The sequence below is a fragment of the Acinetobacter sp. YH16040_T genome (assembly GCF_024605785.1).
In the GTDB taxonomy this organism is placed as follows: domain Bacteria; phylum Pseudomonadota; class Gammaproteobacteria; order Pseudomonadales; family Moraxellaceae; genus Acinetobacter; species Acinetobacter amyesii.
Map to the genome: position 1 here is coordinate 3,266,368 of NZ_CP094541.1, position 24,351 is coordinate 3,290,718.

The 24,351-nt window shown below is 42.2% G+C and carries 22 protein-coding genes and 1 pseudogene; 7 read left to right on the top strand and 16 right to left on the bottom strand.

Features of this window, described 5'->3' with window-relative positions; all coding sequences use genetic code 11:
- The first annotated feature begins 17 nt into the window (after positions 1-17).
- Positions 18-1,112: a sigma-54-dependent Fis family transcriptional regulator gene (locus tag MST16_RS16110; RefSeq protein WP_180010783.1), complete on the top strand. Its 1,095-nt coding sequence runs from the start codon at positions 18-20 to the stop codon at positions 1,110-1,112.
- A 172-nt stretch (positions 1,113-1,284) separates the two neighbouring features.
- On the opposite strand, the gene MST16_RS16115 is transcribed toward MST16_RS16110, so the two are convergent.
- The 9 genes from MST16_RS16115 to MST16_RS16155 all read right to left on the bottom strand — a co-directional run bounded on the left by MST16_RS16115 (position 1,285) and on the right by MST16_RS16155 (position 11,219).
- Positions 1,285-2,115 (bottom strand): ABC transporter permease, encoded by an 831-nt coding sequence (locus tag MST16_RS16115; protein ID WP_078194039.1) that lies wholly within the window; start codon positions 2,113-2,115, stop codon positions 1,285-1,287.
- 20 nt (positions 2,116-2,135) lie between these two features.
- Complete coding sequence (locus tag MST16_RS16120; protein ID WP_180010785.1) at positions 2,136-2,969, bottom strand: ABC transporter ATP-binding protein; 834 nt, start codon at positions 2,967-2,969, stop codon at positions 2,136-2,138.
- 2 nt (positions 2,970-2,971) lie between these two features.
- Entirely contained in the window at positions 2,972-4,027 is a 1,056-nt protein-coding gene (locus MST16_RS16125) for an ABC transporter substrate-binding protein (RefSeq protein WP_180010787.1), read from the bottom strand.
- A gap of 12 nt (positions 4,028-4,039) precedes the next feature.
- Entirely contained in the window at positions 4,040-4,834 is a 795-nt protein-coding gene (locus MST16_RS16130) for an ABC transporter permease (protein WP_180010789.1), read from the bottom strand.
- Positions 4,831-5,679 carry an ABC transporter permease gene (locus tag MST16_RS16135; protein WP_180010791.1) on the bottom strand — a complete coding sequence of 283 codons (849 nt, stop codon included), beginning with the start codon at positions 5,677-5,679 and terminating at the stop codon, positions 4,831-4,833. Before MST16_RS16135 ends, MST16_RS16130 begins: the two co-directional genes overlap by 4 nt.
- Positions 5,676-6,929, bottom strand: coding sequence for an MFS transporter (locus MST16_RS16140; RefSeq protein WP_180010794.1), 1,254 nt, complete (start codon positions 6,927-6,929; stop codon positions 5,676-5,678). The genes MST16_RS16135 and MST16_RS16140 overlap by 4 nt, the downstream gene beginning before the upstream one ends.
- Before the next feature lie 9 nt (positions 6,930-6,938).
- Complete coding sequence (locus MST16_RS16145; protein WP_180010796.1) at positions 6,939-7,994, bottom strand: ABC transporter substrate-binding protein; 1,056 nt, start codon at positions 7,992-7,994, stop codon at positions 6,939-6,941.
- Positions 7,995-8,026: 32 nt separating this feature from the next.
- The gene (locus MST16_RS16150; protein WP_180010798.1) at positions 8,027-9,508 is read right to left on the bottom strand and encodes a carbohydrate porin; all 1,482 of its coding nucleotides are present in this window, start codon (positions 9,506-9,508) and stop codon (positions 8,027-8,029) included.
- Positions 9,509-10,388: 880 nt separating this feature from the next.
- A complete protein-coding gene (locus MST16_RS16155; protein ID WP_180010800.1) occupies positions 10,389-11,219 on the bottom strand; it encodes an SDR family oxidoreductase in 831 nt (276 codons plus the stop codon).
- Between the two features lie 224 nt (positions 11,220-11,443).
- Here MST16_RS16155 and MST16_RS16160 point away from each other — a divergent pair, with 224 nt between their 5' ends.
- From MST16_RS16160 to phoR, 3 genes are all read left to right on the top strand, one after another.
- Positions 11,444-12,127: a TetR/AcrR family transcriptional regulator gene (locus tag MST16_RS16160; protein WP_180010802.1), complete on the top strand. Its 684-nt coding sequence runs from the start codon at positions 11,444-11,446 to the stop codon at positions 12,125-12,127.
- A gap of 229 nt (positions 12,128-12,356) precedes the next feature.
- Positions 12,357-13,067, top strand: coding sequence for a phosphate regulon transcriptional regulator PhoB (gene phoB / locus MST16_RS16165; RefSeq protein WP_078194048.1), 711 nt, complete (start codon positions 12,357-12,359; stop codon positions 13,065-13,067).
- Between the two features lie 23 nt (positions 13,068-13,090).
- A complete protein-coding gene (gene phoR, locus MST16_RS16170) occupies positions 13,091-14,449 on the top strand; it encodes a phosphate regulon sensor histidine kinase PhoR (protein WP_078191505.1) in 1,359 nt (452 codons plus the stop codon).
- Here the strand turns inward: phoR and MST16_RS16175 are convergent.
- The 3 genes and pseudogenes from MST16_RS16175 to MST16_RS16185 all read right to left on the bottom strand — a co-directional run bounded on the left by MST16_RS16175 (position 14,446) and on the right by MST16_RS16185 (position 16,689).
- Positions 14,446-15,123 (bottom strand): glutathione S-transferase family protein, encoded by a 678-nt coding sequence (locus MST16_RS16175; RefSeq protein ID WP_180010804.1) that lies wholly within the window; start codon positions 15,121-15,123, stop codon positions 14,446-14,448. The two genes, phoR and MST16_RS16175, sit on opposite strands and share 4 nt — an antisense overlap.
- A 151-nt stretch (positions 15,124-15,274) precedes the next feature.
- Positions 15,275-15,673 (bottom strand): annotated as a pseudogene (locus MST16_RS16180) (OsmC family protein).
- Between the two features lie 68 nt (positions 15,674-15,741).
- The gene (locus tag MST16_RS16185; protein ID WP_078194052.1) at positions 15,742-16,689 is read right to left on the bottom strand and encodes a pirin family protein; all 948 of its coding nucleotides are present in this window, start codon (positions 16,687-16,689) and stop codon (positions 15,742-15,744) included.
- A 392-nt stretch (positions 16,690-17,081) separates the two neighbouring features.
- On the opposite strand from MST16_RS16185, the gene MST16_RS16190 reads away from it, so the two are divergent.
- Together MST16_RS16190 and MST16_RS16195 are read left to right on the top strand one after the other, a co-directional pair.
- Positions 17,082-18,257, top strand: a complete 1,176-nt coding sequence (locus MST16_RS16190) for a diguanylate cyclase (protein WP_180010806.1) — start codon at positions 17,082-17,084, stop codon at positions 18,255-18,257.
- A gap of 143 nt (positions 18,258-18,400) precedes the next feature.
- Positions 18,401-19,735: a GGDEF domain-containing protein gene (locus MST16_RS16195; protein WP_257222971.1), complete on the top strand. Its 1,335-nt coding sequence runs from the start codon at positions 18,401-18,403 to the stop codon at positions 19,733-19,735.
- A gap of 254 nt (positions 19,736-19,989) precedes the next feature.
- On the opposite strand, the gene guaA is transcribed toward MST16_RS16195, so the two are convergent.
- A complete protein-coding gene (gene guaA, locus MST16_RS16200) occupies positions 19,990-21,558 on the bottom strand; it encodes a glutamine-hydrolyzing GMP synthase (RefSeq protein ID WP_078194056.1) in 1,569 nt (522 codons plus the stop codon).
- 212 nt (positions 21,559-21,770) lie between these two features.
- A complete protein-coding gene (locus tag MST16_RS16205; protein WP_180010810.1) occupies positions 21,771-22,193 on the bottom strand; it encodes a DoxX family protein in 423 nt (140 codons plus the stop codon).
- A gap of 194 nt (positions 22,194-22,387) precedes the next feature.
- On the opposite strand from MST16_RS16205, the gene MST16_RS16210 reads away from it, so the two are divergent.
- Positions 22,388-23,014, top strand: coding sequence for a DedA family protein (locus tag MST16_RS16210; protein WP_180010812.1), 627 nt, complete (start codon positions 22,388-22,390; stop codon positions 23,012-23,014).
- Positions 23,015-23,033: 19 nt separating this feature from the next.
- Here MST16_RS16210 and MST16_RS16215 read toward each other — a convergent pair whose 3' ends face one another.
- Both MST16_RS16215 and MST16_RS16220 read right to left on the bottom strand, forming a co-directional pair.
- Positions 23,034-23,627, bottom strand: a complete 594-nt coding sequence (locus MST16_RS16215) for a LysE family translocator (RefSeq protein ID WP_168378830.1) — start codon at positions 23,625-23,627, stop codon at positions 23,034-23,036.
- Between the two features lie 307 nt (positions 23,628-23,934).
- The gene (locus tag MST16_RS16220) at positions 23,935-24,339 is read right to left on the bottom strand and encodes a hypothetical protein (RefSeq protein WP_180010814.1); all 405 of its coding nucleotides are present in this window, start codon (positions 24,337-24,339) and stop codon (positions 23,935-23,937) included.
- Positions 24,340-24,351 lie beyond the last annotated feature (12 nt).

The following is a 24,351-nucleotide window of genomic DNA, read 5'->3' on the forward strand; positions in this document are numbered from 1 at the left end:
CAACTATAAGAAACGATATGTCTATTTTGACCCACCCTGCAGTGCCCTCTGCACTGAAACATAAACGGGCAACAGCGACGGTCTTTGCAGACCCGTTATCGCAAGCGTTGTTGTCTCGAATTGAACAAATTGCACCAAGTGAGGCCAATGCACTCATCATTGGTGATACGGGCACAGGTAAAGAGTTGGTTGCACGCCAAATTCATCAATTGAGCCATCGTGCCAAAGGTCCTTTTATCGCGGTGAACTGTGGCGCCTTTACCGAATCCTTGGTCGAAAGCGAACTATTTGGACATGAAAAAGGAGCGTTTACAGGGGCTATTAACAACCGTGTCGGTTGGTTTGAAGCAGCCCATAATGGCACCTTATTTTTAGATGAAATTGGTGATCTGTCCTTGCCGATGCAAGTCAAATTACTCCGTGTTTTACAAGAAAGAGAGATCGTTCGAGTCGGCTCCCTCAAATCCATTCCGATTAATGTTCGGATCATAGCCGCAACCAATGTCGATTTAGAGCATGCCGTACAAGACGGGCGTTTCAGGGAAGATTTATTCTACCGCTTACATGTGGCTTTGCTGCGCATTCCACGTCTCGCAGAGCGTCGTGGCGACATTTTGCCTTTGGTCAAACACTTCATTCAGGTCTATCAAACCAACCCACATGACACACCATTACGCCTCAGCCCATTGGCGCTCAAGAAACTCCATTTACATAGCTGGCCGGGCAATATTCGCGAATTAGAAAATACCATTCAACATGCGATTTTAGTCAGTGAAAAAGGTGTGATTGAACCGGAAGATATTAGTTTTTCGAGTATTCAAAGCGCATCGTCATTTTCACGTGCAGAACCTTTTAACTTACAAAATGCCACCTCGGCTGTAGCCAATATCAAGGATATTCAAGATGCTGGACAGTTACTTGAGCAGACCTTTTTACAAATTTTTCAAGCCGCAAATCAACTTAAGCAAGACAATATTAATGAGCTGATTGAAGAAAAATTTATCCGAAGTGCATATCAGCACTGTCAATACAATCAAGTGCATACGGCTCGTTTGCTTGGAGTGACACGCAACGTGATTCGTACTCGCCTGATTAAATATGGCTTATTATAAATAAGTCATATTTTTATTTTCTCCACATTAAAATAATAATCCATACAAAAATGATAAATAAATATTCATCCACATTATTTTTTATTCATTGCATTATTTTAAATATAAAAAATCAGCAATAAAAAAACCTCGGTATATCCCGAGGTTTTTTTATTTTTCTATTTCGTCTAGATTATTCCACGGGGTTACGTTTCCACGCTGTGAAGTATTTCTCTAGACCAATCAAGAAGTAGTTAAAGGATAAGCCTACAAGAGTAATGACTAAAATCCCCACAAACATTTGTGGAATTTCAAAGCTGAACTGCGAATAAATAATCAGATACCCCAGACCTGCTTTGGCACCAAACATTTCTACTGCCACTAAGGCCAAAATCGAAATCGCCCCTGCTAGACGGATACCGACAAAAATCGTGGGTACGGATGCAGGTAGAATCACTTTTCGGAACAATTGATAGGGTTTTAGGCCCATGGTTCGTGCCGATTTAATCAGTAAAGGATCGACTGTTTGTACGCCTGTAATGGTGTTCAATAAAATCGGCCATGTGCATGCATACACCAACAAACTGATTTTTGAGGTTTCACCAATGCCTAAAAATAAGATGAACAACGGCATTAACGCCAGTGCTGTGGTATTACGAAACAGTTCTAACAATGGATTTAAGGTTTCAGCCACGAGCTTGTACCAACCAATGATGAGACCCAAAGGAATGGCGATCGCTAGGGCCAAAATGAAACCAATAATGGAACGCTTTATACTGGCCAAGAAATGGATGCCTAATTGCCCGCTTTGATATAGCTGCCATGTGGTTTCCAACACCACAGATAACGGCGGTAAAAAGGCTGGATTGACCACACCACTCCGCGGCAGAATCTCCCACAGCAAGAAAAAAGCTACAATGGCAATGGTGCGTTTAAAGACCGTGTTTAACCAAGTGAATTGTAGTCTGGGTTTAATGTCGTTATACGATTGCGTATAACTGATGGCTTGTTTAGTCGATGACATAAATAAATCCTCTGAATATTTTAGTTATGTGCAAGCTGTTTATGTTTTTCGAGGGCTTGCGCTTTAATCACTTCTTCACTGAGCAATGACCAAATTTTATGGCGAATTCGGCCATATTCAGGCAATGAACGGACATCTTCACTGGAGCTGCGCAGGCTTTGAGGAATTTCAATCACTTCCTTAATTCGCCCCGGTCTTGAGGTCATAATCGCCACGCGCTGACTCAGATAAATCGCTTCATCAATACTGTGAGTAATAAAAACGATGGTTTTTTTCGAGCTTTTCCAGATATTGATCAACTCGGCTTGCAAGGTTTCTCGGGTTTGCGCATCTAGGGCTGCAAAAGGTTCATCCATCAATAAAATTTCTGGTTCATAAGCCAAACTTCGGGCAATCGCAACCCGCTGCTTCATCCCACCTGAAAGTTCATTTGGATAATGCTTTTCAAAGCCACTGAGACCCACAAGCTGCAAATAGTATTCGGCTTTTTCACGGCGTTCTTTTTTTGCTACGCCTTTGGCTTCTAGACCAAATTCGATATTTTCCAGTGCGGTTAACCATGGATAGAGCGCATATTGCTGGAACACAATGCCACGGTCTAAACCCGGTTGAGTAATCTGCTTGCCACTCAGTAAAATCTGCCCTGTCGACGGTTTGGTTAAACCCGCAATTAAGTCTAATAATGTAGATTTTCCGCAGCCACTTGGCCCCACGATTGAAACAAATTCACCCGGCTGAATATCCAAAGTGACATTTTCTACGGCAACAAATTCAGGCTTATAGTTTTTACTGCCGACATGGTTTTGTGCAGAAAATACCTTACGCACGTGATCTAAATGTAATGCACTGGTCATTGTTATATTCCTTTTGATTTTTGGTCTTTCGCATAGGGATTAAATTCATTGCTATAGATACGACTGACCTCAATTTGATTCGGTTTTAATTTGTGTTCTTTTTCTAAGGCACTCACCCATGGGGCAAAATCCTGATCTTTTTGCACACCACCGACTTCGTGAACACCTGTACCTGTGTAATATGGAATAAGTGCTGTATTTTCATTGCGTTGGCGTTTTTCGATAATATTTTCCATACGAGCAATGATTTGCTCTTTCGGTGTGTTGTGTAACCATTCCTGTGCTTTGGCTACGCCACTGACAAAAGTACGAGCCAACTCAGGATGTTCTTGAATAAACTCTCCACGCATCGAAAAACTCCCTGCGGTAAAGGGGCCGTATAAATCAATATCTTTAAAGATGCTACGTACACCACCATGTTTTAAGGCCCGTTTTTCCAAAATGCCTGAGAACACCGCAATATCAATTTGCCCATTCCGTAGAGCTTGTTCTGAGCTCACCGGTGGCAACATAATCAGTTCGACCTGACGGATTTCATCATCAGTTAAGCCATGACGGGCCAAATAGTCTTTCACCACAAAGTCATAATGCGCCCCGTAGGCATTCACTGCGACTTTCTTGCCAATAAAGTCTCGTGGGCTACGAATAGGACTATTTTCTAGCACGTAGAAACCCACGTTTTGTTCAGCATCACTGCCATAAGATGCCACTACGGGGACCACATCTAGACCCGCGGCAATAACTTTCACCACAGCGCCATTAAAGGCTCCAGCGAAATCAACATCTCCTGCCACCAAGGTGAGTAAATCTTGTGGCCCACCTTGTACTGTGCCGACATAACTGAGTTTAATGTCGCCTAAATAGCCCAAGTCTTGTGCCAACTCAGGCAAAGATACCAGTCCCGGATAGCTTTGATAGCGTAGTTCTTTTAAAGCCACTTGCTGAGGTTCATCCACTTGCTGTGTGCTGCAACCAACCAAGGCTGTGCCACCGATCAAGGCAGCTAAAAATAGGCTACGCCAGAGTTGGGGAATTTTATGGATTGTCTTTTTTTTCATTGTTATGTTCTCCTATCCAACCTGCTGCCAAGCTAAAACTTTACGTTCAACCCAAGTCAGTACCGTATTGAGCAACACGCCTACAGCACCAATCAGCAACATGCCAAAAATAATCAGTTCGACATCAAAAGCCTGACGCCCTTGAATCACGATATTGCCCAGACCATTGCCATAGTTCGCCAATAAAAATTCAGAGCCAATGGTGGCAAGCCATGCGAAAATCAGCCCAAGTTGTAAACCGACAAAAATCTGCGCCGAAGCACCGGGTAATATCAATTTACGAAACGCGTATATCTTGGGAAATTGGTAGACTTCGGCCACTTCACGATATTTATGCGAAATACTGCTCACACCTTCAAAGGTGTGTAGCGCCACGGGATAAAACACCGATAAGGTAATAAACAGCACTTTGGCGCCATGTCCCTCACCTAAAAAGGTCGAAATTAGTGGCAACCATGCAAACAGCGAAATTTGACGCAATACATGAAAGCTCGGTGCAAATAACCAATTCGAAAGGCGTGAACTCGCGATCAAGATGCCAAATAACACACCCGCTATCGCACCTATGCCATAGCCAATAAAATTACGCGCCAAACTTTCGCCAAAGCCTGTCAAAAAGCTCGGTTGTTGGAGCACGGTTACTGCTTTTTGCAGCACGAGCCATGGACTAGGAATCAACTTTGGATCAACCCAATTTTGCTGTGAAGCCACAGCCCACAGTGCGATAAATGCCACAGGTAGAACGAGTGCTTTTGCTGCTTTAACTAAGACTTGGTGCGCTGCCCCGTGTAATGAAAGAATGCTCATGAGTTGCCTCCTACTCGGGTTGCGTGAAAGCGCGCAGTTTTTTCTAACCAAGCCAGCAAGGTATCTAAGACATAGCCCGTAATACCAATCAGAATGATCGCCATGAAGATCAAGTCCATCTGCATTAGCTGACGTCCCCACACCATGAGATAACCAATTCCTTCACTACTTGCTAATAACTCGACAAAAACCAATGCCAACCACGCCTGCATAATGCCTTGACGTAAACCACTGATCACACTGGGTAGTGCAGCTGGGAAAATCACTTCTTTGAGTTTCTGCCAATTGCTGTATTGGTAAACCTCTGCCACTTCCATCAAACTATTCGGCACATGAGTAATACCTTTATAAGTTGCAATCAGCAGCGGTGGTAATACCGCTAAAGAAATCGCTGCAATTTTTAAAGCTTCATCTATACCCAAGAAAATCATCAATAATGGAATCCAGCCAACTATGGGAAATTGCGCAACAAGATTCACCGTCGGAAAAATAAAGTCCCGACTACGCTTTGCTAATCCCAACACAGTACCAAGCAAAATCCCGACACTGGCACCAAGCAAGACACTCCATAAAATACGTTTGGCACTGATGGCAAAATGAAAACTCAATTCACCGCTTTGCCATAATTCGACTGTGCTTTGCCACACCAGACTCGGTGCAGGTAAAATCTGCTCAGGCAACCACTGTTTAAGTGTTGCCACATACCATAGACCGAACAACAAAACTGGCATCAGGAGTCCACACGCCACTTGCAAAGTTAGTTTTAAATAGGTCTTAAAAAAATCCAACGCACTTCGGTCACTTTGCAAGGGAACCGAATGTGCAGATACATCCGTAAGGCTCATAATTCTTGTCCTTTTACGCTCTGTTCTGAGACATCAGGTTTTAAAAATTGAATAAATTCCTGATCTTTGCTGATCAAAATAATCAGACCAATAAACACCAGCCCGATCGGTAAAAATAAATTTTGTAGTCCAACCTGTGCGCCAAATACGGCGCCTATCAAGCCACCCAACAATCCACCCGAAGGTCCGACGAGGGCTAAAATTGGAGAAATCTTTGCCATCGCGGTTTGCTCACCCACTCGGGCGAAAGACATAAAATTGGCGATATGCAACATACCGAGCCCTAGTCCAAACATGACCGAAGCAGGCCACATCAACAGCGTGATCTTGGTTAGGGCTAAAATCAGTAATGCCGTTGCCATCAGGCTTAGGCCAATTAAATAAAACTTTTGATAACCCATCAGCTCAGCCAACCCCCCCATACTGAATAGAGACCCCACAAAGACGATGCCTTGTACGGTCAGCAGCATCACCGCCATAGGCTCTGAAAGTGCAAAACTTTGGATAGCAATCACCACAATGAAAAAGCCAAAGTAGTTATTTGCCACGCTGCTCAAAAATTCCAATGTGCAAACAATCCGTAATGAGGCATGGGTTTTGATGAGTGCCAAAGGCGCCACAATATCCCGCCATTGAAAATGCGGGCGATTCGTCGCTTGCGGAGTGCTACGTTGAAAGCACCACGGAGCCAACAGCAAGGCGCCTAAAAAAAGCAAAGACACCACATAAAAACTTCCGCCATAGCCGAAATGTTCGATCAACAACACGCTCAATGCAGGCGCAATCAGGAAATATCCCATCATGTGCGAACCGCGAAACCAACCCGCACGGGCTGGACCTAAACGTTTTAAGTTGCTCAAAAAAACGGTATTGATCGAAACAAAGCGCATGGGTAGGACAAAACTTACTAAGGCTGTGACTGCAAAGAGATACCATGCACCGGCTTTGAGTGGCGTTAAGCTATAGACCACAGCGCCCAACACACTGCCGATGCAGAATATTTTCAAAGATCCAAAGCGCTGTACCAACACGCCAATCGGCAATGCCATGATCAAAATGCCAAAATTTTGCGCTGCTGAAATTAACCCCAATTGCAATTCGGTGGCTTCTAAATGCACGGCATACAAGGAAATTAATACCCGTGCTATGCCTACCCCTAGTCCAGCCAAAATCGTGAGCAGCACAAAACTGCTCATAAATTTGGTGGTTAATGGACTGGCAATCACATTGCTTTCAATCGGACGACTCATGGCTGCGACTTACTTCGGTTGACCTTGAGCATTAAATTGGCGCCAGTAACCCTCTAACTTCAGCTCTTTCAAGGCATTATTTAGATACTTCGGCTCATACCATGTTTTGGTATCTACATCACGACGGATTAAACGAGCGTCTTTGGCAATTTTTAAAGCACTGTCAATTTGTGAACGGTGGAACTCGTCTAATAGCGGTGTAGTACGGTCTTTTAAATTCCAGCCATCCCACGTTTTTTGATAATCCACCAACGGAATGCCACTTTGTGCCCAAAGTTTATATTGCGCACTACGGTTAGCTTCTTGAGAACTCCACTGCGCTTGTTTAATCAGTGTCGTCACGACACGTTGCACCACCTCTGGATATTGTTTTTCAAAACTTTCTGTCACCCAAAAGTGCGCAATCGGTGCAACTTTGGGATCTTTAATTTCTAGTAATGTTTTCGCCACACCACGCGCTTGCAAACTAAACGGTGAAGTAATCGTGGCATCAATATCACCTGTCGCTAACGCAGTACGCGCCGAATAGGCATCTTGCGAAATCACTCGTAAATCGCGCTCAGTTAAATTGTATTTTGCTAATACACGGTTAAAGACGATCTGACGATTGGTGCCTTTAAAGACGGAGAATTTTTTGCCTTTTAGATCTGCAAAGGATTTAGCATTTGATCCGGCAGGCACCACCACATAGGTAGGACCAAAACGCCCTGTCGAGAACAACACTTTGGTTTTTAATCCCGTTGAACGTCCAACCAATGAGGGCAAATCGCCATGTCCTGCAAAGTCCACTTTGCCATTGGCTAAAGCTTCGTTAGTCGCTGGTCCTGCTCCGGGGAAGAACAGCCAAGTCACCTTAATGCCGTCTTTTTTAAACTCTTGTTCCAACACCCCTCGCGCTTGGGCTGTCGCTAAAAAGCCTCCACCTACACGTGGTTTACCCCCCTCACCCGCGCCTGATACAGAAATACGAATTTCTTTGGGATTGGTAGCATGCAATTGAACGCTTAAACCAAGTGCTGAAAGTGCCAAGAATGTGGCTGCGATTTTTTTAGAAAAGTTATTCATATCGAATGTCCTTAATGATTTAAATTTTTGAATTAAAAGGTGTACTGAACTTGAGCTTGCAGCTCATTGGTGTCTTTTTGATTTGCCGTTTCGACATCAAACAGATAGTGATTCAGCTGTAATTGGAATTTTGTGGTTTGCGCAAAAAATAGGTTTAAACCCAAAGAGTGAATGTCATATTCACCAATACGACCGCTCGCGGTATCGAGATAGCTTGCGTTGTTTTTATTCGGGTTATAGCGGTCAAAACGGTAATAACCTTGGACTGACTTCGGCCAGAAATCATCAAATTTGGCGTTGGATTTAATACTGTTGTAGAACTGATCACCCAAGGTGTAGAAAGCGGTAAAAGTATGTCCTTCCGCTTTGGCTTCTTTGATGTCTTGGGCTACAGTGTCGACATAATCGGTCTTGCCTTGCAGATATTCATAGGTCACGCCAAATGGAGCGTGGTTATAATAAATATCGAAACCCAAACGATCGCGTTTTGCAGCATTATCAGTTATTCCGCCGGCTGAAATTTTCGATTCACCTTTGATATAAGAGGCCCCAAACTTTAACTCACGGAAAATGCTGGCGTAGTCCACTGGCAATGTAAAAGCCACACGACCGATATAATCTTTGCCATTGTTGTCATCTGCCTTATTACTGGCGTTCCCATTGGTCAACCCTAAGGCATACTCAAATAGCGGCGCACGGTAGTTCGATGCAAAGTCGACAAAAGGTTTGGCATCTCCACGGACGATAAATCCATTTTGACGGTTAAACAGTCCTAGAAAGGTCGAAGCTGCAGCGGTATTAATGGTCGGACGCAAATCTTCAGGAGACTGCACATCTAGACCAAAGGGCAATAACTGCTGACCGAGCGTAAAGTTGAGTTTGGCAGTTTCAGGGCCCGCATTGGTGGCAAAAGCGTTATAGCGAACAAAGGCATCTAGTAAGTTAAAGTTACTGTTATTGGTGCCATCATTGCGTTTGCCATAACCAAAGGACAATTGATAGTCGAGGTTTTTGCCTTCGTTATAATCACGGAATAAATTCCCGCGTACACCGATCAGCGCAGTCCCAATATCAAATGTCGATTTGGTTGAACCCAACACACCCGTTTCATCGAGCGCACTGGCACGTAGTTGAACCGTGCCATACAGGGTTGTGTCACGGGTCGATTTGGTGGTTTGACGTTCATATTGACGTGACTGATCGTACTTATAGTTTTCAATATCTGCACGTAAGCCGTCGATATCTTCGGATGTTGCTGTGGTCACTTCTGCAACCTGCGTTTCACCTTCAACATCAGCGGCGTTGCTCGTATCTTCTGTCGTCACAGTGGCCGTTTCGACGACTTGGCTTTTCGTCGTACCAGATTCCACTGCATTTAAGCGTTTTTGCAAACTCTCAATTTGTTGTTTTAAGCTGCTCAGTTCTTGCTGAAGTGCTTCATCCGAAGCAAAACTCAGCTGACTGGTTGCGGATAAAATCAGTCCGACCGCAACGGTTAATGTGGTTTTTTTCATGATTTGGTTTCACTAACATTTTTCCCAAAGCGCAAAATCCCCCAACCCCATGCAAGGTGCATGAAGTGAATGTACTGCGTGGGTTTTTTAAAAATTAATCTGAGTGGTCGTAGGTTTTATTCAACTTATGCACGACCGAAACTCGAAGACAGCTTTTAGAATTTAAGCGCGCATCATCGCGAGTGTCATAGCACAACAACATGCCTGTTGTAGGACACGAAAAGCAGAAAGATATCGATGCGTAAAAGTACTCATAAATGTTCCATACAGTGGTGAGTTTTGTTCACTCTAATATAGCAACAACTGTGCCAACATCTTAAGTAGTTATTTTTTAAAGTTTTATTATTCAAACCCGATAAATTCTGTTGGTTTTAATGCCAAAAAACTGTTGGTTATTCAACAGTTGCTTATTTCAAATCATCAGATATCTCCATTTTTATATCTCATTTTATGAAATAAGAAATACGCTTTGGGCTTTTAATAACTAATGTTACGCCTATCAAAGTAATTTCGGATTTTTAAAATGATTTTTAAATCTATTCGATGGAGTCTTACATCTAGGGATTGAATAACGGGATTAGCCTTCGGCTGGAGGTACTCTTACGAAACGTTGTTTCTCATTCGACAAAATGAGAAGCGTGCTTCGCAAGGAAACCATCTTGCGGTGCAATACACCTCACCGACAAAACTCGTTCAATACCATCAAATGATTCAAAGGATCGTAAAAACATTTTTGATTAAAAGTCGTCTTGTCTCAAACAATTGCGGATGACACTACCGCGTATCGTTCTTTTATTTGGATCAAATTGCGCTTCTGATATTACTAGAGCATAAAAAAATCCACTGACGTGGGCTCTTTTCAATCGATTTTAATTACCGTTTATTGACCAAATTTAGTCGCCATCGCTGTTAATTTTTGATAACCCGTCGGTAGCAAACGTTGAATTAAATCAATCGCTTTTGCATCATTACCAATCAATAAACGGCGCTTATCTTTTTGTACTGCTGCAATGATTTGACGAGCCGCTTCTTCAGGTGGACAACGCAAGAATTTATTAAAGGACTGTGCCGATTTTTGCGGGTTCATACCTAAGCTTTTCAAGCTGTCATTCATTTTTGCGGCATTGGCAATATTGGTACGAATACCGCCCGGATGTACACATAGCGCACTCACGCCACAATTTTCAATATCCAATTCTTGGCGTAAAGATTCGGTAAAACCACGTACTGCAAATTTAGTGGCATTATATGCCGACTGTGTTGGCTGTGCTGTTAAGCCAAACAAGCTGGAAATATTGATGATATGACCTTCACCACTTTGCTTGATATACGGTAAAAATTCTTTGGTGCCATAAACCACACCCCAGAAGTTAATATTGACAATCCACTCCAGTTCTTCATAGCTTGCGCCTTCAACGGTCGTGCCCAATGCCACACCCGCATTGTTAAAAATCATATTCACCGAACCATGATCTTTAACCGTCTGTGCTGCCCATGCTTTCATTGCTGCAAGGTCTGACACATCGAGTTTTTGCGTCGTTACACGTACATTGCTGGCTTTAACCAATTCAACGGTTGCCGCTAGACCCTGTTCATTCACATCGCTTAAAGACAGATGGCAGCCTTGTTTAGCCAAAAGCACAGCCAATTGCTGACCAATACCTGAACCTGCACCTGTAATGGCAGCCACTTTATTTTTGAAGTTTTTCATTGTGATTCCTTATTCCTTTATGCTGCCGCTTGGCTTTATCACAGCGTGATCTCATTTGCCAATGTGTGCAGTTCGTCGACTTAATATAGTTTTGACAATACATATTGTCAATGTCATCTTAGGACGTGCTAAGCTGTTGAAATCGCCAATGCTTAAACATAGGTTTAAACTGAAATTATTGCTAAAATAAGACAAAATTCTGCTTTAGTTCAGCGTATATTTTCATGACAGATGCAACAAATCACACAGAACAACAACAGGCAAAAAATGTGAAGGAACGTCAATTTAAAGGGCTTTCTCTCAGTGAACGTAAGCAAGCGCGACGTGAAAAACTGATTGAAGCCGGTATAGAAGCCTATGGTACACATGGCTTTTTTTCCGTGACCGTGAAAGATATTTGTTTGGAAGCCAAGCTGACCGAACGCTATTTTTACGAATCATTTAAGAAAAGTGAGCAACTGTTCCAGACCATCTTTTTAAAATTAATCGATGAACTGCAACAAAACGTGATGCAAGCCATCATGCAAGCATCAACCGATTCTAAAAAAATGATTGAAGCAGGTTTAACCGCCCTATTGTTAACCTTAAAAAATAATCCTCGCATGGCGCGCATCATTTATATCGATGCCATGTTGGTACAAGAGCTACATAACCAAGCCACGATTCATGAAACCATGATGCGCTTTGACCGTATGATTCATGCCTTTGTCATGCTCATGATGCCAAATATTGATCGTTCAGAACGCGAAATTTCAATGGTCGCAACAGGTCTCAATGGTTATGTCACCCAAATCGCGATTCGCTGGGTCATGAGTGGTTATAAACAGCCGATTGATGAAGTTTTATCGTCATGTAGCGTGGTCTTTTTGGCCTTGTTGGATGCTTTTTATGAAAAACCCAGGAAATAAATTTTGTCCTCAACATTGATCTTTACAATTTTTTGAATGATTTTTTTGTGACAACAGCATGATGCAAAGCCCATGTTGTTGAATATTTCAGGATTTAAATTGTCACAATTTCTTTCTAAACCCCAATGAAAGATCATTTTTGCAATGATACTGTCATAATTAATCTTTGTAATAAGCCTGTCATAAATATAAAACGGTCTACCGTTTACATAAAATAGGGTATTGCGCTGTGAAAGATGACTATATTTTAATCGTCGACGACGAACTCCCGATTCGGGAAATGATCCATACTTCACTGGATATGGCTGGTTTTCAATGTCAGCAAGCTGAAGATGCCAAACAAGCGCACCAAATGATTGTGGATCAGCGTCCTGCACTGATTTTATTAGATTGGATGATGCCTGGTGGCGTGAGTGGTGTAGACCTATGTCGTCGTTTAAAACGCGATGAAAATTTGTCAGAAATTCCAGTCATCATGCTCACTGCTCGCGGTGAAGAAGACCATAAAGTCCAAGGTCTAGACGCAGGCGCAGATGACTACATGACCAAACCCTTTTCCACCCGTGAGTTGGTGTCACGCATTAAAGCGGTGCTGCGTCGCTCAAATGCATTGGGTGGTGAAAAAACCATTGATGCCAATGGTTTAATCCTCGATCCAGTCAGCCAACGTGTCAGCTTTGGTAACACCATTTTAGATATGGGACCGACTGAATATCGTCTACTGGCCTTCTTCATGACTCATCCTGAACGTGCCTATACCCGTGCTCAATTATTAGATCAGGTTTGGGGTGGAAACGTGTATATTGAGGACCGTACCATTGACGTGCATATTCGTCGTTTGCGTAAAGTTCTTGAACCTTTCCAAGCCGATCGTTATGTCCAAACTGTTCGTGGTACAGGTTACCGTTTCTCTACCCGTGCAGACGCTGTGATGGGTTAGTCATTTTAGGTCTTTAATTTTCTATGTACGAACCGTATCCCGTCCCTGAACTTGCCAGTGAACATAAAAAATTCCGTTACAGCAGTTTATGGACTTTTGCCAAGCAGGATTTGAGACTTCTGGCATTTTTCCTACTCATTGCGGCACTCATCGGCTTTGGTATCGGGTACTTATGGATCTGCATCTTAATCGCCTTTGCAGTGTTCTTTGCATTGCAAATGCGTTCGCTGTACTTGGTCAACGAATGGATTTCAAATCGTCCCTATGATGTCCCGCCAAATTTAGACGGTATTTGGGGGGCTTTGCTCTTTAATGTATACCGTGCGCAGCGTCAAGAACGCATTGTACAAGCTGAAATGGTTGGTCTGATCGACCGCGCTCAATCTTCCTTGGTGGCACTTGCTGAAGCGGTGGTATTGATTGATGAATTACACCAAATCGAATGGTGGAACCCTGCCGCAGAAAAGCTTTTGGGGATTCAACAGCTCGATCAAGGGCGCAATATTTTAAGTATTTTAAGACAGCCCAGTTTTATCGAATACTTTACCAATATCGATTTAGCCCCCGATGGTTTAAAAATGAAATCATCGGTACTTGAAGACCATTATGTACAAGTCAAATTAACCCGTTTTGGTCGCGAAAGTCGTTTATTGGTGGCTTATGACGTCACGCGCATGCATAACCTTGAGCAAATGCGTAAAGACTTTGTCGATAATATTTCACATGAGCTACGCACACCACTTACGGTTTTAAGTGGCTATATCGAAACCTTTACCGATCAGGAAGATTTAAATCCACGCTGGAAACGCGCATTCGATCAAATGCAGTCTCAAACCCGCCGTATGAATGCTTTGGTTAATGACTTGTTATTATTATCTCGTCTGGAAAATGATAAAAAAGTTGCTAAAAATCAAATCATTGAAATGCCCAGCCTAATGAACCAACTATATGACGATGCACATGCTTACAATGTGGATTATGGACATACACTGAATCTCGAGATTGATAGTCACTGTGACCTAATCGGATCAGATATGGAATTGGCGAGTGCCTTTAGTAACCTCATCACCAATGCGATTAAATACACCCCGAAAGGCGGTACTGTGACCATTGGTTGGCATGATGATGGTACGCATGGTTATTTTACCGTTGAAGATACGGGTATCGGGATTGACCCGAAACACTTACCCCGTTTAACGGAACGGTTTTACCGTGTGGATAGCGCCCGTAGCCGCCAAACGGGGGGCACAGGTTTAGGTCTTGCCATTGTAAAACACGTTTTAATGCAACATCAGGCACACCTTGAAATTGAGTCCAAAGAAAATCGTGGCTCACTGTTTAAGGTGGTCTTCCCTAAAGAACGCTTGTATCATGTGAGCTAAGCAGAATCATCCTGCCGGTCTTGCTGTGCTTCCAACTGTTGTTCTTGTTGTTTGGCACGGCGATATGCAGGACGCTGTTGCATCCGTTGTAAGAAAGCCTGAATTTGTGGATATCGCCCTTGCGTTCGGGTCATGACGGCTTCTAATGGAAACGTCATCTGAATATCCGCAAAGCTAAACGGTCCCGCAAAATATTCATTTTCCGCTAAATGGTTTTCTAAAAACTCGATATGTTCTTTTAAGCGAGGTCGTACAAAACCTTTTTTGACCCCATCACAAATGCGATTAGCTACGGGTTTGATGACCCAAGGTACATGGCGTGGCACATTGCTCATGACCAACTGCATCACCAACAACGGCATTAGAGAACCTTCGGCATAATGCATCCAAAAGCGATATTGTTGTTTTGAATGTTCCGCCTTGGCTGCAAAAAAATCATGGCGATCATACTTCTCTTGTAAATACTCCAAGATCGCTGCAGATTCTACCAAGACCAGTCCATCATCCTGCAATATGGGCGACTTCCCTAAAGGATGGATGACTTTAAGCTCAGGGGGAGCAGACAAATTTGGCTGGCGCAGATAAAACTGAACCTGATAATCCAGTCCTAATTCCTGCATTGCCCATAAAATACGAAATGAACGAGATTTTTCTAGATGATGTAGCACCCGCATGGGTTCATCTCCTATATGAAGTCTAAAATTTTCTTATTTCTAGCAAGCCATTATTATTTTGAAGTACTTAAATCATAAAAAGTGTCAGATCACTGCTTAGGGCTATATCAAAACTAAATTTTGCACAGTACAGCAGCGACCTGCTTTTAAATTAAACTAGAGTGGTTTTAATGTCTACACTGCGCAATAAAGTTTTTGTCACTGGAGTTTTTTCACAAATGGACAAGATCTTTTGCTCTAATTCTGCATCCAAGGATGTTTGAAAATGCAGGCGTCGCTCAACCCATTCAGCACCTTCACGGTTCGCACAAAAGTCTGCCTCAACACGAAACTCCCCCAATTGGATTTGTTTATGTGCTGCATACATGCGCAAGGTAATCATGGTGCATGAAATTAAGGAGGCACACAGTAAATCATACGGTGCTAAACCTTAATCCCCGCCACCAAATGATTCGGGCTTATCGGTAATAAGTTGATGTTTTCCACTCTGAACTTCACCTGACCACGGTGCTTCTAAGGTATTTACTGTTGCCGTTGCGACGATACCCATAATGACTCCCTCTTGGTTATGCCGCACCATGTTCACCACGGGTACGGCTGTTCATTTTTATTCTCAAGTTAACGTGATGGACGCATTTTATCAGGGAAAGCCGGTGCTTCTAGTCGTGGACCATCATAGTCTGGAATAGAGCCAAAACGTTCGTCCTGATTAATCCACTGCTCACGGGCAATATTCAATTCTTCTTGTGTGCGCCCCACAAAATTCCACCACAGCAGAATCGGTGATTCAAAAGGTTCGCCTCCTAATAATAAAACACGGCCACCTGCATGTAGGTCAATTTTGACTTGGGTTAAGCCCGGCTCAAGTACCACCATATTGTCTTCATTTAGCTCGTGACCATTGATACTGGCAGTCCCTTCGAGGGCCATAAAGCCATATTCAAATTTTGGATTGAGCGGCAAGACGGTACTTTGGCTTTCCGAACTACGCAGATCGACCCCCAATAATTCACTATGTACTTTTACCGGCGATTTAGTCTGTAAAAATTCACCCACCAAGACCGTCAATTCAATCCCGTCTTGTGTCACCACAGGCAACTCTGGGTAATGGTCAAACTGGGGCGCCATATTGATTTTGTCATCTGGCAATGCAATCCAAAGCTGCGCAGCATGCATTTGCGTTTCAGACTCTGGAGCAACCTCAGTATGCGAAATACCATAACCCGCCGTCATGAGATTGACTTGTTTGGGCTGGATTAACTGATGTGTGCCCAAACTGTCGGTATGCATCATGGTGCCATCAATCATCCATGTAAATGTTTGCAAACCAATATGTGGATGCGGCCCAACATCTAAGCCATCACCTTGAGGAAAATGCACTGGACCAGCATGATCAAGGAAACACCATGCACCAATCATTCGTTTATGACGACTTGGTAAAGCTCGTTTAATCACTGTGCCTTGACCAATTTCAGCACGGCGCAGTGGAAATTCTTGAATGAACTGATTGACGTATTTTTCACAATCGTCGGAATGAGATATTTCTGTGTAATTGGTATTGGTCATATTCTTACCCTAAATTTGGCTAAGCCGATGCAAGGACTATCGGCTAGAGCTATGCATTTTTTCCATTATATCTGCATTAACTCAATCTTCTTCAGCTGTCATTAATACGCTGAATCACAGAGATAGGACAATCGTTTTTTTGTTGCCTAATATGACATACAGCATAACAGTTTTCGATGCTTATTTAGACAACATCCAATGCGAAATTACTTGTTCAAATCACGTGAAATGTAAATTTAAGTAACATAAATTAACACTCACTTTTGACCAAACAATACCAAATAATTCACAAATCATTGAAATAACGTGTTTAATTTTAAACAAAAATGATATAGATTATTTGAGTTACATAAAATTACATACAAACCATGCTCACCCGTCGGTAATCTTGCATGATCAATGAGTATAAGAAAGAATCACGTGCACTGATCCAAAAAGCCTTGAAAGGAACCGTTGTTCGCGTTCCTGCTCAATTTCGTCAAGAATTTTTCCACTACCATCGTCGTCAACTTTTTAAATTCTTTTTCCAAGTCAACATCGTTGCACAATTGGCCTATCTCTCTTATGCCATAGCGGATTGGTTTATGTTGCCCGATGTGGGTTTGCTCGCGATAGGCTTAAAAACGGCCTATACCTTACTGATGATGGGCATCACATGGGTCATTTATACATATAGCAAGAGCATTTTACTCTTTGACTTGATGCTTCCCCTATCGATCGTTGGCGCTTCTGCCCTGTGGTTTAGCCTACTCAATTTATCCAATAGCCCCGATGTGCCGATCTATTTATATGCATCTTTGGTTTTTATTGTGTTAGCCAATTTATGTGTGCAAATCCGCTTTAAGGCTGCTGTGCTCATTTCTCTATGTATCAGTCTAATTTTACTGATTGGGGTGTATTTCGCCATTTCTGGCAATATCCATCAACTGCAACTGTTTATATTGATCTATTCGCCCGTATTGTTATTTAGTTTGTATATCAGTTGGAATTCAACACAAAAATCCAGAATTGTGTTTTTACACAGTAAACTCGATCAGTTGAACCGAGAAGCGCTCAATATTATGGCGCATACCGACGTGCTGACCGGCTTAAACAATCGACGTCAATTTATTCAACTTGCCAATTATCATATTCAGCATCAGTCCAAACCGTTACAGCCACTTTCATTACTGATTTTTGATGTCGACAAATTTAAAAATATTAATGATCAGTTTGGGCACTATATTGGTGATCATGTTTTACAACAAATTGCCGAAACGTGCCGACATACTTTACGTAGCCAAGACATCATTGCCCGCTTCGGTGGTGAAGAATTTATTATCCTTTTACCGCAGACACACCTGCGTCAGGCTCAAGATATTGCCGAACGTCTGCGACGGGCAATAGCCGATGATTATTTAGAACTTGATACACTACAAAAACTTAAATTTACCGTTTCAATTGGTGTTGCCGAATTTGGTCAAAAAAACCGAGATTTACAAAGTGTAATTCGCATGGCCGATCAGGCACTTTACCAAGCAAAATCTGCAGGAAGAAATCAAATATCAACTTATAAAACAGCAAGTTAATAATATATTTTGTAACATTCAACAGACGATTTTTTATCATTCATTCGAAAAATCCCAAGTTTCAGGTAGATATTTTTGTATGTTTTTTATTCATAATTTTCCTAAGCCATTTATGGAGAAGGGACATGTCTGTTGATGTACGAATGAGTTCTCGGACTAATTCGTCTGCTCAGGAAGTTCGTAAAAATCATAATCATACTTTGAAACTTTCTGAGTGTGATCTTGCCAATCGTGCCGAGATTGAACAAGCCATTGCAGATCCTTTTGCACGTATTCCTACGCAGTTTAGAAACTATTTTCTACAACATCAGTATGCCCATCAGTTACCTTATTTACGTCAAGTGAATTACATGGCGCAGATTACGTTTCTTCTTTATTTCTTTGCTGACATTTTTATTATCCCTGACATGTTCTTTTGGTCAGGTCTTTCTCGAGTGGCCATGATTATTGCTGCCCTATTGGTCAGCTTCTATCTGTTTAAATACAAAAAAGATATTCGTGTGCTCGACATGATCTTACCGATTGGGACAGTCTGCAGTACCGCGATTTGGATTGGCTTATTACTGGCTTCAAATAGCCCAATGGTCTCGTCCTATATCTATGGTGCGTCGATCTTTATTTTAATTGCCAATGTCTGCGTACAAACACAATTTAAGCCAGCCTTGTATTGTTCGGGCCTCATTTCGCTATTGGTGTATTTTGCGGTGAGTCAGCTTTTATCATGGCAAGAAGCACTGATTTTTGTGGTGGTGTCTATTCCTGTTTGGATGATCAGCCTGCATATGAGTTGGAACAATACACTCAATGCACGTCGTCATTTTTTACGTACCCTACTTGACGACTGGAATATGCATACACTGAAAAATTTAGCGCATACAGATGAGCTCACCCAGTTATACAACCGTCGTCAGTTTGTTCAGTTGGCTGAGCACCGTATCCATGAATGGCCAACGCCTGCAAGTACTTGCTTATTGATGTTTGATGTCGATCATTTTAAACATATTAATGATAATTACGGGCATGATGTTGGTGACCAAGTACTGCAATGTATCGCTGAAACCACCCGCAAAGAAATGCGCCAAAAAGATGTCTTGGCTCGCTTTGGTGGTGAAGAATTTATTGTGCTGCTGTCGGAAACGCAAATACAGGATGCAATGTTAATCGCAGAACGTATTCGTTTAACGCTTCAAAATCAATCATTGCTAAATGTCGCAAATCACCCGATCCAATTTACCGTCTCCATTGGTGTTTCACAGCTTAAATCACATAAACAAAATTTAACTGAACTGATTAAGCAAGCTGATATTGCACTATATCAGGCAAAAGAAAATGGCCGTAACCGTGTAGAGCGATATGATTCAAGCATGAAACCCGAACGTAAATCGACGAAGTCATGGCAAAGCTTTACCCATAAAGCGAAGCCTAAAGCTGAACCGAATAATGAAAGCGATAGTAGTTGGTCAATTGTTTATAAATAGAATGTTGAGATATAAAAAAGGACGCCGAGGCGTCCTTTTTTATTAGAAATATCTAGGTTTCCCTAAATAGCCTCAAGCATAGCTTTCGGCGTAATTTAGGCAAGAAACGTTGTTTCTTGAAATCCAAAACTGCCGCGAGCATAGCTCTTGGCGTAATTTAGGCAAGAAGCTTCGCTTCTTGAAATCCCTCACTGCCGCGAGCGTAGCTCTTGGCGTAAAACTGGCACGAAGCAGTGCTTCGTGAAACCCCAGTTTTACTCCCATTCAATCGTTGCTGGTGGTTTAGACGATACGTCATAAACAACACGAGAAACTTCAGCAATTTCGTTCATGATACGTGTAGAAATCTTGTCTACAAGATCATAAGGAAGGTGTGCAAAACGTGCAGTCATAAAGTCCACAGTTTCTACAGCACGAAGCGCGATTACCCATGCATAACGACGGCCATCACCTACGACACCCACAGATTTCACAGGTTGGAATACGGCAAATGCTTGTGCAGTTTTGTCATACCAGCCGCTTGCGCGAAGTTCTTGCATGAAGATGTCATCTGCTAGACGAAGGATGTCAGCATATTCTTTTTTCACTTCACCAAGAATACGTACACCTAGACCTGGACCTGGGAATGGATGACGGTAAAGCATTTCAAATGGAAGACCAAGTGTTGTACCTAAACGGCGAACTTCATCTTTGAACAAATCACGGATTGGCTCAACCAATTCGAATGCTAAATCTTCTGGTAAACCACCCACGTTGTGGTGTGATTTAATCACGTGCGCTTTACCTTGTTTGCTTGCCGCAGATTCAATTACGTCTGGGTAAATGGTACCTTGAGCAAGGAAGTTCACACCGTCAAGCTTACGTGCTTCTTCAGCAAACACTTCAATGAATTCACGACCGATAATTTTACGTTTTTTCTCTGGATCAACTTCACCAGCAAGTGCTGTTAAGAAGCGATTTTCAGCGTCGGCACGAATCACGCGGATACCCATGTTTTTCGCAAACATGTCCATCACTTGCTCGCCTTCGTTCAAACGAAGTAAACCGTTATCTACAAATACGCAAGTCAATTGGTCGCCAATCGCACGGTGTAAAAGTGCAGCTACAACCGATGAATCGACACCGCCTGAAAGACCCAATAGAACTTTTTGATCACCAATTTGCTCACGAAGTTGTTCTACGCGAAGATCGATGATGTTTTCTGAGTTCCACAAGTTACGGCAACCACATACGCCATGTACGAAGTTAGACAATAACTCAGCACCTTTCGCAGTGTGTGTCACTTCTGGGTGGAATTGGATACCGTAGAAACGACGTTTTTCATCAGAAACCATCGCTACTGGGCAGCTTGGTGTGCTTGCAGTGATTTGGAAACCTTCAGGAATTTGAGTCACTTTATCGCCATGACTCATCCACACTTTTAATTGGTCTTTGGTATCTTCAAGATCACCAATTAAAGCATCACGGACTTTAATATCAACTTCTGCATAACCAAATTCATGCACAGTACCTGGCTCAACTTTACCGCCAAGCTGTTCTGACATGGTTTGTAGACCATAGCAAATACCTAAAACAGGTACACCAAGTTCAAATACAACTTGTGGTGCGCGCGGACTACCTTCTTCATGAACACTTTCTGGACCACCTGAAAGAATGATCCCGTTTGGGTTAAATGCACGAATGTCTTCTTCAGACATATCAAATGCGTACATTTCTGAATAAACACCAGCTTCACGTACACGACGTGCAATAAGCTGACTATATTGAGAACCGAAATCCAAAATCAGGATACGGTCTTCAGTAATTTGGGTATTGGTAGTCATGGCAAACAACTATGCAGGCAACGAATATAAGCGCCGTATTCTAACATTTTTCTTGGACTTTCGCACACTATTCGGACAGGGGCAAAAATCCCAAGCTAAACGGTGTTTTTTACAACACATTTCAGGACTTTACCCATCCGCTTTCAATCAGCCGTAGACATGAAAAAAGCGGCAGAACACCGCTTTGATGGATGCTCGGACTCATGACCACTTTATTTTGATTTTTCAATCCAATGATCAAAACTAAATTGACCAGCACCATGCAGCATGAGAAATAATAAGCCGCCAGACATCGCCAAGTTTTTCATAAAGTTAATGCCATCTTCAGCACCACCATGGAATAAAAATGCAGTGATTAAACTAAATACGGTTAGACCCAATGCCGCAAAACGTGCTTGAAAACCAAACAATAAAGCTAAGCCACCACCCAACTCAACTAAAATGGTGATCGGAAGTAGCCCTGCCGGTACACCCATTGACTCCATATAACCTGCGGTTGCAGTGTAAGCCGTAATTTTGCCCCAACCTGCCACAATAAAAATATAAGACATCAAAATACGTGCAACGAGACTGACTACCGAATTGATTTGCGGCTGTTGACTCAGATTTTTCACCATCAAATTTGGATTAAACATACTGAAACCTATTTTTAATACTGTTCAAAAGATGTGCTTAGATTAGGTCGTTTCTTATTCTCTTTAAATATGCTTTTATAATACTCATCATTTCATATATAGAACGATTTTATTGATAATTAATTACGTTTTAATACTGACTTTGCTGCCCCAGACTGATAGCATCAGACCACTATTTTACGCATATACGCCCCATGGAACTGATTGATTTTATACTACATGTTGATGACCATTTACTCGAGTTCATTACCAATTATGGCGTATGGATTTATGCAATTCTGTTCCTGATTATTTTTGTTGAAACCGGTTTAGTGGTCATGCCCTTTTTACCGGGCGATAGTTTACTTTTTGCTGCGGGCGCCTTAGCTGCCTCTACCGGAGCAATGGACCCTTGGGCACTCATTGCCTTGTTATTTATAGCCGCCGTTTTAGGCGATACGCTGAACTATCATATTGGTAAATATATTGGCCCGCATGTCTTTGAACTTGATTCCCGCTTTATTAACCGCCAACATTTAGTCAACACACAAAAGTTTTTTGAAAAGCATGGTGGTAAAACCATTATTTTTGCCCGCTTTATTCCTTTTGCACGAACCTTCGCGCCTTTTGTCGCAGGTGCAGGCAGCATGAACTACAAGTACTTCCTGACTTTTAACATGATTGGTGCGATTTGCTGGGTTGGCTCATTTATCACTTTGGGTTATTTATTTGGCAATATGCCAATCGTGAAAGATAACTTCACCCATCTGATCTTCGGCATCATTATTATTAGTGTTTTACCGGGTGTGATTGGTTTTATTCGAGCAAAATTAAAAAAGTAAACTGATATGGTGAACGCCTTTAAGCAAAAAAGCGTAAAACCACAGGGAACATACATAAAATCAGCATCAGGGCCGATCCTTTATATAGAAGATCGGCCTTAATTTTTTGAGTCTTACCCGCCAAAATCGTCCGGCCAAATGACATCCAAAACAACGCAACAGGCAGCAAAACCACGCTAAATACAGCGAAAACCAAAATAAAATTTAATGGGCTTGCCCAAGTTTCAATCGGGAAAATACCTGCAGCAAAAAGCAACGCTTTCGGATTTTTTAATGAGGAAATGAATAATTCACGTGGTTGAATTGAAGGATGTTTTTGATTGTACTGGTGTAAATGCGTCGATTTCCACAAATGAAAAGCCAACCATAAAACATAGGCAATACTGAGAAAATGTAGCAAGTGAATTAAATTCGGCCACACTGGAGCGCTTAAATGAATAATCAACGCCCACAAATTTATGGCATAGAAATAGCCCAATAATTCTGCAGGAATCAGCATGCACGTCTTTGCAATGCCTTGTTGATGTGCAGAGCTTGCCATTAGTGCATTGCTAGGTCCCGGCGTCATCATCACCGCAATCATTGCCAATACAAAAAGCCAACTCTCAATCATAAATACCCAGACAATGTTTCAAAGCGCACACCTTAGCCGAAATGAATTTAAAAAAACAAGTACGCACTAGGTCAGTTTTATCCTTGTACAAGTCAATGCACTCACGCTGAATGTTCAATACCAGAAGGAGGTATTGAAATACACCAATAATATTTAATTTAATTTTTTCATAGATTTAAATATTTTATTGGCTCTAAATAGTGCAGTTTATTTGGCTCAAAAAAAATGCCAATAGACGCCTCGCCTACTGACAAATTTTATTACACTTTTCTCATAGCACAGGCCTGAGCCCCTGCTCATGATCCGTTTATGATTTTGCTGCGGTAGCCAAATTTGCGCGAACGATAATCGGACAACCTTTAAATTTTGCTGCCTGTACAATCGCTTCTTGCTCACCTAGAACGCGTGAAAGCTCGGTACGTTTGGTATTTGAAGATTGTCCCATATTGACCGAAATACTCGGACCAATTCCCCAACCTCCACGGCTGCCCCAGCCACCACCGAGGCCAACACCGACACCAACGCCTGTGCGCTTCGGTGTTTCTACACCATTTTGAATATAGTCGTGGATTCGGTTGTATTCGCTTTGCAATTGTTGGCAACTCAAAGACTGATACTGTGTAGGTGAAACATAGCTTGGTTTAGGCGTACTTGCACATGCACCCAATACAACAGCAGTGAAAGCAACTAGACCACATTTAAGTGCATTCATACTTTTCTCGAT

Excerpts from the sequence above, each read along its gene's own strand:
- MST16_RS16140 (WP_180010794.1), bottom strand. The coding sequence starts at position 6,929 with ATGAGTCGTCCGATTGAAAGCAATGTGATTGCCAGTCCATTAACCACC.
- MST16_RS16215 (WP_168378830.1), bottom strand. The coding sequence starts at position 23,627 with ATGATTGAGAGTTGGCTTTTTGTATTGGCAATGATTGCGGTGATGATG.
- guaA (WP_078194056.1), bottom strand. The coding sequence starts at position 21,558 with ATGACTACCAATACCCAAATTACTGAAGACCGTATCCTGATTTTGGAT.
- MST16_RS16110 (WP_180010783.1), top strand. The coding sequence starts at position 18 with ATGTCTATTTTGACCCACCCTGCAGTGCCCTCTGCACTGAAACATAAA.
- phoR (WP_078191505.1), top strand. The coding sequence starts at position 13,091 with ATGTACGAACCGTATCCCGTCCCTGAACTTGCCAGTGAACATAAAAAA.
- MST16_RS16175 (WP_180010804.1), bottom strand. The coding sequence starts at position 15,123 with ATGCGGGTGCTACATCATCTAGAAAAATCTCGTTCATTTCGTATTTTA.
- MST16_RS16205 (WP_180010810.1), bottom strand. The coding sequence starts at position 22,193 with ATGTTTAATCCAAATTTGATGGTGAAAAATCTGAGTCAACAGCCGCAA.
- MST16_RS16210 (WP_180010812.1), top strand. The coding sequence starts at position 22,388 with ATGGAACTGATTGATTTTATACTACATGTTGATGACCATTTACTCGAG.
- MST16_RS16125 (WP_180010787.1), bottom strand. The coding sequence starts at position 4,027 with ATGAAAAAAAAGACAATCCATAAAATTCCCCAACTCTGGCGTAGCCTA.
- MST16_RS16185 (WP_078194052.1), bottom strand. The coding sequence starts at position 16,689 with ATGACCAATACCAATTACACAGAAATATCTCATTCCGACGATTGTGAA.
- MST16_RS16120 (WP_180010785.1), bottom strand. The coding sequence starts at position 2,969 with ATGACCAGTGCATTACATTTAGATCACGTGCGTAAGGTATTTTCTGCA.
- MST16_RS16195 (WP_257222971.1), top strand. The coding sequence starts at position 18,401 with ATGAGTTCTCGGACTAATTCGTCTGCTCAGGAAGTTCGTAAAAATCAT.
- MST16_RS16150 (WP_180010798.1), bottom strand. The coding sequence starts at position 9,508 with ATGAAAAAAACCACATTAACCGTTGCGGTCGGACTGATTTTATCCGCA.
- MST16_RS16220 (WP_180010814.1), bottom strand. The coding sequence starts at position 24,339 with ATGAATGCACTTAAATGTGGTCTAGTTGCTTTCACTGCTGTTGTATTG.
- MST16_RS16135 (WP_180010791.1), bottom strand. The coding sequence starts at position 5,679 with ATGAGCCTTACGGATGTATCTGCACATTCGGTTCCCTTGCAAAGTGAC.
- MST16_RS16115 (WP_078194039.1), bottom strand. The coding sequence starts at position 2,115 with ATGTCATCGACTAAACAAGCCATCAGTTATACGCAATCGTATAACGAC.
- MST16_RS16145 (WP_180010796.1), bottom strand. The coding sequence starts at position 7,994 with ATGAATAACTTTTCTAAAAAAATCGCAGCCACATTCTTGGCACTTTCA.
- MST16_RS16190 (WP_180010806.1), top strand. The coding sequence starts at position 17,082 with ATGATCAATGAGTATAAGAAAGAATCACGTGCACTGATCCAAAAAGCC.
- MST16_RS16155 (WP_180010800.1), bottom strand. The coding sequence starts at position 11,219 with ATGAAAAACTTCAAAAATAAAGTGGCTGCCATTACAGGTGCAGGTTCA.
- MST16_RS16160 (WP_180010802.1), top strand. The coding sequence starts at position 11,444 with ATGACAGATGCAACAAATCACACAGAACAACAACAGGCAAAAAATGTG.
- MST16_RS16130 (WP_180010789.1), bottom strand. The coding sequence starts at position 4,834 with ATGAGCATTCTTTCATTACACGGGGCAGCGCACCAAGTCTTAGTTAAA.